We start from the raw sequence: 12324 nt of genomic DNA on the forward strand, positions 1-12324 counted from the left end.
AAACCCCCCCCCCCACCCACCACATAAATAATTATATGGAAATTTATAATAGGAGATGATTATTATCGTTAAATTTATAAAATATAAGATGAAAAAATCTGCAATTAATTTTATTATGATAACAATAATTACCACCTTAACTACTTTCATGTGCTTCGCAGGTAAAAACAGCACATTAATTGTAGATGGCGAACCGATGGAATTAGTAACCTACCAGGAAACTTTTCAAAGCACTCTAAGTAGTGCTGAAATAAATGATACCATGCCTGTAAATGTAACGGTATTTGTTGACAATAAAGAGCTTAATATAAATTCTTCAGAAAAAACTATTGATCTAATGTTAAAAGCTGAAAAAATATCTTTAAGTACCACTGATAGGGTTTCGCCATCAATAGGAGCTATGTTATTTCCCGGAATGAATATTATCATAACTAGGGTTAAAATATCAACAATTAAGCAAACAGCACCAATTGCTTTTAAAACCATTACTAAAAAAGATGTTAATACCTTGAACTCTAAAATTAAGGTTCTACAAAACGGAATATTAGGTCAAAAAAGTGTTACAGTAAATGTTACCTATGAGAATGGTAAAGAAGTATCTAGAAAAGTTACTAGTGAAAAGGTAATTAAATCAGCTAAAGATAAAATTATAGTTCAAGGTACGCTGCCAAGGATAACCTTTTCAAGAGGCGGATCTTTAACCAGCTCTAAAGATATAATTACTGTAAAAGCTACTGCTTATTCTGCAGATGAAATGAACAATACCTATACTGCCTCCGGACTAAAAACTGTCCGGAATCCAAATGGCTATAGTACCATTGCTGTAGATCCTAGAATAATCCCTATGGGAACAAAGCTATATGTTGAAGATTACGGTTATGCTATCGCAGCAGATAAAGGTTCTGCAATAAAAGGAAATTTTATAGATGTATTTTTCAATACCAATAAAGAGGCTCTTAATTGGGGTGTTAAATACATTAAAGTGCAAATACTAGATTAATTATTTTCGCAAAATTCATTATATGGTTAAATAATACTCAACCACAAAAACTGCCACAGAGAATTTCTGTGGCAGTTTTTATTTCACCTAAATATATTAAAGAAAGTATCTTGCCACTTGCTATGCGGATTGCACCTTATCCTGCTTTATGCTGCAAGCGACTCTTTTTCAACTATTTCCCTCTTTTTCTTTTTAATATGTAGTGTTATAGTAGAACCAAAAATTCCAGCAATAGTTCCTCCTAATATAGCAAAGAACACCGCAAAAATAACTGATTTAGGCTCGTTAAAACCAAATGGTGCTAGTAACCCAGGAATAGGTGAAGCTGTACCTGGCGCATTATTTATTATTTTAAAATAAGCAGCACTTAAACCAGCCAGTCCACCACCTATGAAGTTTGAACAATATATAGGAATTGCATTTGCTGTCACTAATTCAGCTTGTGTTAGTGGTTCAAGCATTACTGCTATTACGTTACCTGCATCACCAAGTTTAAGTCTTTTGAAAATTATACCATTTGTAAAAGATCCACCAACACAGGCAATAGATGATATCCCCATTGCAAGGCCTTGTAATCCAAGCATTGCTGTTAATGCCATAGAACTTAAAGGTGATGTGCATATCATTTTCATAATTCCACCTAATAAGAATCCCATTAAATAAGGAGACTGATTTGCAGCCACAGTTATCATACCTCCAATACTAAGTAAAGTTAAATTTACTATTGGATCAACCCCAAAAGCGATTCCTCTAGCAAGTGGTGCAATTAAAAGAGCACCAACTATTATATCTACTCCTTTGGGAAGTTTTTTCTCTAAAACTGGTCCGATAAATGCAATTATGTATCCAGCTACGAAACCTGGAAGAATACCATATCCCATTACTGCTACCCCAGCTGTTACAGCATATATAGGATTTAATCCCATATTTATACTAACTAGTATTACAGCGGCAACCCCACCCATATTTCCAGAAGAGGCACCTACTTCACCTAAAAATTTTATATGCATTAAATTCCCGCTTATATATTTATGTATCGCTTCCACTAGAAATGTTGCTACAGCAGCATTTGCTAGGCCTGACATAGCCTTTTGACCTTTAGGCATTTTTAAACTAAAAAGTGAGAACAAGAATAATGTGAAAAGTAATAATCCAATACCTTTAATTAATACAAACATATTTTTCCTCCTTTGCATTTCAGAATAATTATAATAAATTATTTTTAATATTGTGATTTGTTTCACAATTATTATAATTCCGAAGTTTCAGAAAACTTCACAAGACTTCAAAATGCAAATGAGAATTTATAAAATTATTTTTCACAGTAAGAAATTAATCCATCAATAAACTTTTTAATTGTTACTTTTCCTCTATCAGAACTTTTTTTTCTAATATAGTCCATTTCTTTTTTTACTTGTTCAAAATTAAAAAGTCCAGTTGAGTATTCTACAAAAACATCATTCATATAATCTTCTATTCCTATGTTAGCAATATTTGTCATGCCTATGGATATTGTTCTCCTAATTCTTTGTTCCATTGATTTTGGACTATCAGCAAATCTTTTGCATAATTGATTTAGAGTGTAGTTTCCCATATTCTCATTTTTCTCCCTTAAAAACACAGTGATATCTATTAAATCCTTACTTCCGGCCTCCCCTATTATTCCTATTCTCAACATTATATTTTTTATTGTCTGTATTTCATTTCCTGATTTCAGTGAATTACCATCTAAAATATTAGTATCTTTATTAAAAAGCTTCTGAATTTGATTTAAAGTTCTATTTGTTTCTAAACTTTCAGATACTTTTTTTATAACAGTTTCAATTTCAACTGCATTAATTGGTTTTTGTATATAAAATTCCACTCCATTTTTATAAGCTTTTTCGATCATATTTTTAGCTGATACCTGGGAAACCATTATAAATTGCATTTCAGGATGCATAGATTTTGCATTCTTAACTAGTGATAATCCATCAATACCAGGTATAAAAAGATCAACTAGAACTATATCTGGATTCAAACACTGAATCTCCACTAAGCCCTCTCATCCTTTTAACGAATAACCCATGAGTGTGCCTAAATCTCTATCACATATTATCTTTTCGAAATTTTTTACGATATTAATATCATCCTCAATTATAAATATGTTCATTATACATCCTCCAATTCTGATTTATTAATAGTCACACAAAAGGTAGCTCCACTGTCTTCTATAGAATCTACATTAATATTACCTTTTAAATCTTCTTCAACAATATTTTTAACAATACTCAGCCCAAGACCACGATTTATTTCACCAGTATCATAATTGATTTTAGTTGAAAATCCTGGAGAAAATATGTACATCAAATCAGATTCTTTTATGCCACAACCAGTATCACTTATTATAAAAATATATCTTTCATCTATAGCCTTTTGTATAAAAGAAATATAAACTTTATCAGTTTTAGCACTTAATGCATCTAGTGAATTCATTATCAAATTTCTAAAAATAGACATAAGATAATAATGTTTAGTTGTATAGAAATTTTTATTCACATTGAAAATTAAGCCTACATTAAGTTGTCTAAATTTAACTTCATTCTTCATACTATCTTCTAATATATTGATAATATCTTTAAAGTACATACCTTTATCTTGACTTTTATCTTCTGTTATTTCTTCAATCCCTCGTACAACAAGTCCATATTCTTTCTTTATTTCATGCACATCTTTAGCAATAGTTAAAGAAAGTTGAGCCCAAGTATCAGAATCTTCTTTTATAGAGATTTTTTCAAATAGTCCATAGGCATTACTCATAATTTTTTCTATGCTACTCATGTTTTTTTTCATCCAATACATTTCGGTTTTTAATTCAGAGGTTTGTAATACAAGTTTTTTATATCTTTGTTCGTGCTCCTCTTTTATAAGCAGTAACTTATAAAACTTTAAGCTATTTACTATTATTAAACTTATAATAGAACGTATAACTGCAACATAAAATAGTGTAGTAACTATCTGAAATTTTAGTGTATTAAAATTTCTAAGGTTTCTTATTAATATTTCTACAAAGTTCCCTAAGTAATCACTTAATATCAAAGTTATCAATAAACGATTAAATTTAATTGAATTTTTCTTATTTAAAATCTTGAAAAATATACTGTAAAAAGTATAGAAAAAAATCTCAGGAAAATAGGCCAATAAAATTTCAATAAAGCTCCCATTTTCAATAAAATAAATACCTACTCTTAAAATATAAACAGAAATAGCACACATAACCCCCGTTTTTATTGTATCTATCTCATCAAACAAGTACAGAAATACTGGAAATAGTATTATGGCAACTGAAACTCTAAAGTCAGATATAAGTAAATTCATGTTTATCTGTGAAGTTATTGCAATAATTATAGATATTATAATCATTTTTTTATATTTTTCAGTATTCATAATTGTCATATGCATTTATCCTCACAACTAGATTTTTTTAAAGTTGTTAAAAATTATTAAAGGTTTACAGTCTAATAGTACCATTTCAATATATATGTTGCAATTTATTTTGTTGCTTTTACAAGTATTTAGTAATAATATAAATTTTTAAGGGGATAGTTAACAACTTTCAGTACAATATTATCGAAAAAAATAGGTACAGTTAATAATTAGTAATAATTATTGACTGTACCTAGCATTTGCTTGTATTCTTTACTTTCTACTTTGGTAGCACCTAGTTGTTATCACAATAGTAAATCATTGCCTCACTTAAAAACTTAGCTAATCCCACCTTATGCTTATCAATGTTAGTTGTAAAACATTCATCACAAACGTATAAATCTCCAAGTCCCCTAAATATTTCTATAGTACAATTGTAGAAATTATCTGTAATTTGCTGTCTTAACTCAGCTACTGGCTTTAGAATACCAATTTGATCGTAATGATGAAGTGTACGCACACTTACCCCCACCATATCAGCTACTTCTTTTATTTTGTAAGACATAAAATCCCCACATTTATTTGCTTTGTCCCTATAATTTATAATAAACTATAACACTACGTCAGAGTCAATATAAATTTTTTATTTATTTGACATACTAGGCCACATATAGTAGACTCTATTAATATAAAAGTTAATAAGACAGTTCTAAACCATCCTGTCTATAAACAAAACTAGGACGTAACTACCGTTTTAGGTAGTTTTTTGTTTAAGGGCGGTTTGCGCCCTTTTTTATTTACTCAATTTTTATACAGATAAATAATTAATAGATTAATTTACTATCATCTGTTAATTATTAGTTATAACCATATAGGAGGATTCATAATGAAAAAAATAGGTTTAACAACTACAGTACCAATAGAGGTTCTTATTGCAGCAGGTTATACACCTTTAGACTTAAATAATATTTTCATAACCTCTAAGGACTATATGAAATATATAGATATTGCTGAGAGAGATGGTTTTCCTAAAAACCTATGCTCTTGGATAAAGGGAATTTATGGAGCTTGCTTAGAAAACAATATTAAAGAAATAGTTGGAGTTGTGGAAGGTGACTGTTCTAATACAAAAGCTCTTATTGAAGTGCTTGAACTTCGAGGAATTAAAATCTATCCTTTTTCTTTTCCACATAGTCACAAGGTGAAGGACGTAAAATATGAAATAAACAAATTTATGAATACCTTTGACGTAACCATTGAAAAAGTTGAATTAGTTAGAAAAAGGTTAAATGAAGTTAGAAACCTCGCTAAAGAAATTGATGAATTAACTTATATTAGTAATAAGACTACAGGTTTTGAAAATCACCTATATCAATTATGCACAAGTGATTTTAATGGAGATGTAGATGATTTTGAAGCTGACCTAAAAAAAGTTATTCTTAATATTAAAAATAGAAAGCCCTTAAATAGAAAGTTGCGACTTGGATACATAGGTGTTCCGCCTATGACTTCAGATATATATGAATTTGTTGAAAAGCTAGATGCTAATTTTGTGTACAATGAAGTTCAAAGAGAATTTGCTTTTCCAAGAGTTGATAGTGCGTTAGATATATTTCATCAATATTACGACTACACTTATCCATATAATGTTGAATTTAGAATTAGAGAATTACAAAAGCAAATATACCAACGAAAATTAGATGGTATAATTCATTACACTCAAGCCTTTTGCTATAGAGCAGTAGAACATATTGTTTTAAAAGAAAAATTAGATATACCCATATTAAATATTGAGGGAGACAAATTAAACGTCTTAGATGCAAGAACGAAACTTAGATTAGAAGCCTTTCTTGATATGCTAATAGACATAAAGGAGGCTAAAAAATGCGAGTACTTGGTATAGACCTTGGAAGTCGCGCAGTTAAGATTGTTTTAATGGAAGATAATAAAATAATTCATTCCATGAAAGTAAGCACCATGAACTTTTACAAAAATTACTGCGACTTTAATGGTAAGGTTATTGTTAATCTAGAAAAGCTTCATATCGGACAAATCAATAATGCGGTGTCCACAGGCTATGGAAAAAACAATACTGATTTGTTGCTATTTACTCCAATAAATGAATTAAAAGCCCATGTTTACGGAGGTTTCTATCAAACTGGCCTAAAGGATTTTATACTCTTAGATGTAGGCGGCCAAGATGTTAAGGTTGTAAAAGTAGAAAAAGGCATCATTACAGACCTTGAGCTTAATGAAAAATGTGCTGCCTCCTGTGGAAGATATTTAGAGAATATGGCACATGTACTTGAAGTATCCCTCCAAGACATGAGTTTGCATTACAAGAATCCTGTGGAACTTAATTCAACCTGCGCTGTATTTTCCGAGTCAGAGTTGATTGGTAAAATAGCTGAAGGTGTTAGTATAGAAAACTTGTGCTCTAGTGTTAACTACTCTTTATACAAGAGACTTAAACCTCTTTTAAGTAAATTCAAAGATAAGAAATTAATTTTAACTGGCGGTGTTGCTAATAATACTGCAATAAAAGAATTTTTAAGACAAGATTATGAAGATATAGTATCCATCAAAGAACCACAATTTAACGGTGCAATTGGATGCTGTTACTATGGAAGTACGTTTTTATAGTGGTCTTTTTTTTATAATAAGACTCTTTTGGTAAAAGAGAATTTTCAATTATGTATGCAAGATAATTTAAAATAATCATTAAAAAAGAAATAGGGACAGATAATAATTCATTAAAATTATAATCTGTCCTTATTTCTTTTTTGATTGTTCACTTATACAACTTGCCACATATCTCTGGTATAGCAACTCTTTTGTTCTATATGTAGTAAAGACTTTCAGTTGCGTATTCCGCATCAGATGTTATGTCTATGCCAAGCTTTCTAAAAGTTTGCTCATCAGCTGTACTTATAATTGTAGTTGAGTGAGCTTGACATCCTTTTAGCATTACTAACTTATCCATAGCTACCTTTGCTATTGGGTTCGTAGCAGCACATATACTAAGTGCAATAAGTATATTTTCACAATCCAAAGCTGGTTTCTTACTGCCTAATACTTTTGATTTTAAATTTATAATTGGCTCAAGTATAACTGGAGAAATAAGATGAATTTCATCATTTATATTTGCAAAATATTTAACAGCATTTAAAATTATAGCAGCTGTTGCATCCATTATATCTGAACTTTTACTAGTTAATATCGTTCCATCATTAAGCTCTATTGCAAGCGCTGGACAAGCTTCAGTTTTAATTGAGCATTGCTTTAAAGTAGCTGAACGTTCTCTTGCAGGCATAACAACTTTTCTATCTTGCTGTTTTAAATTAAGTTCTTCCATAAGAAGCTTAACCCTATCAAAAGTTTCTTTGTTTATATACCCTTTTTTATACTCACAACCTGTTTTAAAATATCTTCTTATTACCTCTTGCCTTGATGCTTCTTTAATAACCTCATCGTCAATAATTCCAAAGCCTACTCTATTAACTCCCATATCTGTTGGGGATTTATAAACAGCCTCTTCTCCTGTTATTCTTTCTATAATTCGTCTAAGTACAGGAAAAGTTTCAATATCACGATTGTAGTTTACGGATATCTTATTGTAGGCATCAAAATGGAATGAGTCTAGCATATTTACATCGTTAAGATCTGCTGTTGCAGCTTCATATGCTATATTTACAGGATGCTTTAGTGGGATATTCCACACTGGGAAAGTTTCAAACTTTGAATATCCAGCAGCTCTTCCTTGCTTATGTTCATGATAAAGCTGACTTAGGCAAGTTGCTAGCTTTCCACTCCCTGGACCTGGAGCTGTTACAACTACGATAGGTTTTGTAGTTTCAATAAATGGATTTTTGCCATATCCTTCATCACTTACAATTGCATCTACATCTGTAGGATATCCTTTAGTCGCTCTATGTTTATAAACTTTTATTCCTCTGCGTTCAAGCTTATTTATGAAAATTGTAGTTGCTGGTTGCCCGTCATATCTAGTGATTACAACACTATTTACATCAAGCTCGTATGCACGTAAATCATCAATTAATCTTAAAACATCCACATCATAAGTGATCCCAAAGTCTCCTCTTATTTTGTTTCTTTCAATATCTCCTGCAAATACACAAATAATAACCTCAACTTTTTCTTTTAATTTATGTAATAGTTTAATCTTTGCATTTTCATCAAATCCTGGTAAAACTCTTTTTGCATGAAGATCGTTGAAAAGTTTTCCACCAAATTCTAAATATAACTTATCATAATTGTTAACTCTTTCTAAAATATACTTTGATTGCTCTTCTAGATATTTTTTCTGATCAAATCCTATTTTCATTTTTACTCCTCACTAACACCGTTTTTTGTTAGATATATTATAACCAATACTTTTACATAATAATATAATTAAATTTGCTTTTACAACTTTATATTATTACACAATTTTAGTTCAAAGTAAACTGAATTTGAGCTTAAAATTTTACATTGGAATTTGACATACCTCCTAACTTATAGTAAAGTTAGTAATTATAAAACTAAATAAGACAGTTCTAAACCATCCTGTCTATAAACAAAACTAGGACGTAACTACCGTTTTAGGTAGCTTTTTTTGTATAAGGGTGGATAATACCCTTTTTTATTTGCAAAAAATTATAAGATATTAGAACTGCCACAGATTTTATAAAGAATGTTTATTAAATTAACATAAATTCTAGGAGGGGTGTACCATATGTATATTCTAAAGGCAGAACATAGCTTTGACAGTGCACATTTTCTTTCTGGCTATGATGGAAAATGTTCAAATATTCACGGACATAGATGGAGGGTTGAAGTTGAAGTGCAATCTGAAATCTTGGCACAAGGCGGTCAGCTTGATGGAATGATAATAGATTTTGGTGATTTGAAAAAAGATGTTAAAGCTATTATAGATTCTTATGATCATGCCTTAATAGTGCAAAAATGTACCATGAGAGATGTTACCTTAAATTGTATAAAGCAAGATGGCTTCAATGTAATTGAAGTTGATTTTAGACCAACAGCAGAGAACTTTGCCTTTTTTTTCTTTAAACTAATTAAGGATATAGGATATCAGGTAAAGAGAACTACAGTTTATGAAACACCTACTAATAGTGCAGCATATGAAGAAAGCGAGGCACAGTAGCATGAAATTTAAAGTAGTTGAAAAATTTACAAGCATTAACGGTGAAGGTCCACTAGCAGGACAGCTAGTAGTATTTATAAGATTTGCAGGCTGCAATTTAAATTGTAGCTACTGCGATACTAAATGGGCTAATAAAGACAATGTATGTTATGACTTCATGACCTCAAATGATATATATAAATATATTAAATCTACTGAAATAAGAAATGTAACTTTAACCGGTGGTGAACCATTACTTCAAGAAGGAATTATTGAACTATTAGAATTACTTTCTAAAGATAGATCCCTTCATGTAGAAATTGAAACTAATGGTAGTATTCCTCTAAATGAATTTGGCCACATAGAAAACCCACCAAGTTTTACTATGGATTATAAATTGCCTTGTAGCAATATGGAAGATAAAATGGATTTAAACAACTTTCATGGTTTAAGCCCTAGAGATACAGTTAAATTTGTATGTGGAACTATGGAAGATGTACAAAAATCTAAATTAATAATAGATACATATGAACTTTCAGATAAAACTAATGTGTATATTAGTCCAGTTTTTGGACAAATTGACCTAGAGAAGATTGTAGGATTTATGGTGTATAATAAAATGAATGGAATTAATCTTCAAATTCAACTTCATAAAATTATCTGGGATCAAAATAAGAGAGGTGTATAAAATTATGGCAATAGATACGAAAGCAATAGAAGAACATATAAAAGGTATTTTAATAGCTCTAGGTGATGACCCATGTCGAGAAGGCCTTAAAGATACTCCAGCACGTGTAGCTAAGATGTATGCAGAGGTATTTTCAGGCATGTGCTACAGCAATAATGAAATTGCTGAGATGTTTAATACAACCTTTGAAGATAATTTAATAATTAAAGAGGATTGCCTTGATATAGTCATAATGAAGGATATCCAAATCTTTAGTCATTGTGAACATCATCTAGCTCTTATGTATAATATGAAAGTTTCAGTTGCATATGTCCCTACTAAAAAAATTATTGGTTTAAGTAAAATAGCAAGAATAGCTGACATGGTAGGCCGAAGATTGCAACTTCAAGAAAGAATAGGCACAGACATAGCTGAGATTATGCAGATAGTAACTGACTCCTCCGATGTGGCTGTTATTATAGAAGGTGAACATGGTTGCATGACCACAAGAGGTATAAAAAAGCCAGGCACTAAAACAATGACAACTACTTATACCGGAAGATTTAATACCGATGTAATTTTAAATAATAAATTGATGATGCTTTTTAATAAATAAAGGTTGGTGTATTAATTATGAATAGTGAGAAAGCAATAGTAGTCTTCAGTGGCGGACAAGATAGCACAACTTGTTTATTTTGGGCCTTAAAAAAATATAAAAAAGTTATAGCTGTATCTTTTGATTATGGTCAGAAACACATATTAGAACTGGATTGTGCAAAGGATATATGTAAAAAGCACAATGTAGAGTATCACTGTTTAGACTTAAACCTATTAAATCAACTGGCACCAAATTCATTAACAAGAAAAGATATGGAAGTGGACAAGTCAGCGCCCAGTGGTACTGTACCTAATTCCTTTGTAGATGGAAGAAACTTATTATTCTTAACCTTTGTAGCAGTATTTGCAAAGCAAAGAGGAATAAACACTATTATAACTGGTGTATCCCAAAGTGACTTTAGTGGTTACCCAGATTGTAGAGATGTATTTATAAAATCCTTAAATGTTACCTTAAACTTAGCCATGGGCTATGATTTTGTAATTGAAACACCTTTAATGTGGATTAACAAGTCCGAAACTTGGAAAATGGCTTATGATTTAGGTGTACTCGATGTAGTTAAAGAAGATACTTTAACTTGTTATAATGGAATAAAAGGCAATGGTTGTGGAAACTGCCCTTCTTGTAAATTAAGAAAAAAAGGATATTTAGAATTCAAAGAAGAATATCTTTAAAATAAATAGAGCGCAGGCAAATTTAATAATGAAATGGACCCTATTATTGTATCCATTTTATGAGTTTGCTTGCGCTATATTTTTATTCTTCTAAAACAACATATTATAATATCTTTCTATAGTATCTTCTAGCATGTTTACACTGATAAATCTTGCCTCACGAATAATTTCTTTTCCCTCAATATAAACCAAAATCCCTGGCAAAGTAAATATTGAATACTGCCCCGCTGCCTGCGTAAATTTATCAACGCTAATTTTACTTATCACAATCTGTGGAAACTTAATTAACATTTCTTCAATCTTAGGAAGCAGTCCACCACATACGTTGCATCCTCCTGAACTAAAATAAAGCATTGCTATAGTATTGTTTTTTATGAACTTATCTATTTCATCTAAGGTATTTAGTTGTATCATTATTATTCCTCCTAGACGGTGCTCGGTGCCACCCACGTGGCAAGTGGCATCTTTTAGATTCATTATTAAATAATTAGCTCTTGCATACCCCCGCCCCCTATATATTATCCTTTTATTTAAAACATGTCAATGCACAGCTAATAGCTCTTCAAAATCACTCAAATTATCAATACATAGTATATCCGTATCTTCTTTTAATTCATCACCCCTTAAAATCACAATCCCCTGCATGCCAAGCTTTATAGCAGCTTCAACGTTAACGATATTATCATCAATAAATATAACTTCTTGTGGTTTTATGTTTAGCTCCAAAAGAGCTGTATTAAACATCAGTTTATCTGGTTTTAACACACCAATCACTGACGACATAACAAATTCACCTCAATATCTCCAATTTTCGTC

At 30.7% G+C, this 12324-nt stretch carries 13 protein-coding genes and 2 pseudogenes; 7 read left to right on the plus strand and 8 right to left on the minus strand.

Annotated features, from left to right (window positions below; all coding sequences use genetic code 11):
• Window positions 1-55 precede the first annotated feature (55 nt).
• A complete protein-coding gene (locus tag KPL51_RS18000; RefSeq protein WP_216164442.1) occupies window positions 56-1000 on the plus strand; it encodes a resuscitation-promoting factor in 945 nt (314 codons plus the stop codon).
• Between the two features lie 146 nt (window positions 1001-1146).
• Here KPL51_RS18000 and KPL51_RS18005 read toward each other — a convergent pair whose 3' ends face one another.
• From KPL51_RS18005 to KPL51_RS24580, 5 genes and pseudogenes are all read right to left on the minus strand, one after another.
• Entirely contained in the window at window positions 1147-2178 is a 1032-nt protein-coding gene (locus KPL51_RS18005) for a PTS sugar transporter subunit IIC (RefSeq protein ID WP_216164445.1), read from the minus strand.
• 134 nt (window positions 2179-2312) lie between these two features.
• Complete coding sequence (locus KPL51_RS18010; RefSeq protein WP_224854403.1) at window positions 2313-3035, minus strand: response regulator; 723 nt, start codon at window positions 3033-3035, stop codon at window positions 2313-2315.
• 116 nt (window positions 3036-3151) lie between these two features.
• A complete protein-coding gene (locus KPL51_RS18015) occupies window positions 3152-4435 on the minus strand; it encodes an ATP-binding protein (protein ID WP_216164448.1) in 1284 nt (427 codons plus the stop codon).
• Between the two features lie 265 nt (window positions 4436-4700).
• Window positions 4701-4868: pseudogene (locus tag KPL51_RS24575) on the minus strand (TipAS antibiotic-recognition domain-containing protein); the annotation flags it as partial.
• A gap of 18 nt (window positions 4869-4886) precedes the next feature.
• A pseudogene (locus tag KPL51_RS24580) lies at window positions 4887-4970 on the minus strand (MerR family DNA-binding transcriptional regulator); the annotation flags it as partial.
• A gap of 321 nt (window positions 4971-5291) precedes the next feature.
• On the opposite strand from KPL51_RS24580, the gene KPL51_RS18025 reads away from it, so the two are divergent.
• Complete coding sequence (locus KPL51_RS18025) at window positions 5292-6308, plus strand: 2-hydroxyacyl-CoA dehydratase family protein (protein WP_216164454.1); 1017 nt, start codon at window positions 5292-5294, stop codon at window positions 6306-6308.
• On the plus strand, window positions 6290-7048 hold the full coding sequence (locus tag KPL51_RS18030; protein ID WP_216164457.1) for an acyl-CoA dehydratase activase: 759 nt from the start codon (window positions 6290-6292) through the stop codon (window positions 7046-7048). The genes KPL51_RS18025 and KPL51_RS18030 overlap by 19 nt, the downstream gene beginning before the upstream one ends.
• A 196-nt stretch (window positions 7049-7244) precedes the next feature.
• Here the strand turns inward: KPL51_RS18030 and KPL51_RS18035 are convergent, their stop codons facing one another.
• Window positions 7245-8750 carry a DUF1846 domain-containing protein gene (locus KPL51_RS18035; RefSeq protein WP_216164460.1) on the minus strand — a complete coding sequence of 502 codons (1506 nt, stop codon included), beginning with the start codon at window positions 8748-8750 and terminating at the stop codon, window positions 7245-7247.
• Between the two features lie 390 nt (window positions 8751-9140).
• On the opposite strand from KPL51_RS18035, the gene queD reads away from it, so the two are divergent.
• Genes queD through queC form a run of 4 tightly spaced genes read left to right on the plus strand, consistent with a single transcriptional unit; the run spans window position 9141 to window position 11508 of the window.
• Complete coding sequence (queD, locus tag KPL51_RS18040) at window positions 9141-9572, plus strand: 6-carboxytetrahydropterin synthase QueD (protein ID WP_216164464.1); 432 nt, start codon at window positions 9141-9143, stop codon at window positions 9570-9572.
• A gap of 1 nt (window position 9573) precedes the next feature.
• Complete coding sequence (queE, locus tag KPL51_RS18045; RefSeq protein WP_216164467.1) at window positions 9574-10239, plus strand: putative 7-carboxy-7-deazaguanine synthase QueE; 666 nt, start codon at window positions 9574-9576, stop codon at window positions 10237-10239.
• A gap of 4 nt (window positions 10240-10243) precedes the next feature.
• Window positions 10244-10834 carry a GTP cyclohydrolase I FolE gene (folE, locus tag KPL51_RS18050; RefSeq protein ID WP_216164470.1) on the plus strand — a complete coding sequence of 197 codons (591 nt, stop codon included), beginning with the start codon at window positions 10244-10246 and terminating at the stop codon, window positions 10832-10834.
• Window positions 10835-10851: 17 nt separating this feature from the next.
• Window positions 10852-11508: a 7-cyano-7-deazaguanine synthase QueC gene (gene queC, locus KPL51_RS18055; protein WP_216164473.1), complete on the plus strand. Its 657-nt coding sequence runs from the start codon at window positions 10852-10854 to the stop codon at window positions 11506-11508.
• Between the two features lie 90 nt (window positions 11509-11598).
• On the opposite strand, the gene KPL51_RS18060 is transcribed toward queC, so the two are convergent.
• Both KPL51_RS18060 and KPL51_RS18065 read right to left on the minus strand, forming a co-directional pair.
• Window positions 11599-11922: a thioredoxin family protein gene (locus KPL51_RS18060; protein ID WP_216164476.1), complete on the minus strand. Its 324-nt coding sequence runs from the start codon at window positions 11920-11922 to the stop codon at window positions 11599-11601.
• A 126-nt stretch (window positions 11923-12048) separates the two neighbouring features.
• Entirely contained in the window at window positions 12049-12291 is a 243-nt protein-coding gene (locus KPL51_RS18065; protein ID WP_216164479.1) for an HAD-IA family hydrolase, read from the minus strand.
• Window positions 12292-12324: the final 33 nt, after the last annotated feature.

Source organism: Clostridium bowmanii (assembly GCF_018861315.1).
GTDB lineage: Bacteria > Bacillota > Clostridia > Clostridiales > Clostridiaceae > Clostridium_AD > Clostridium_AD bowmanii.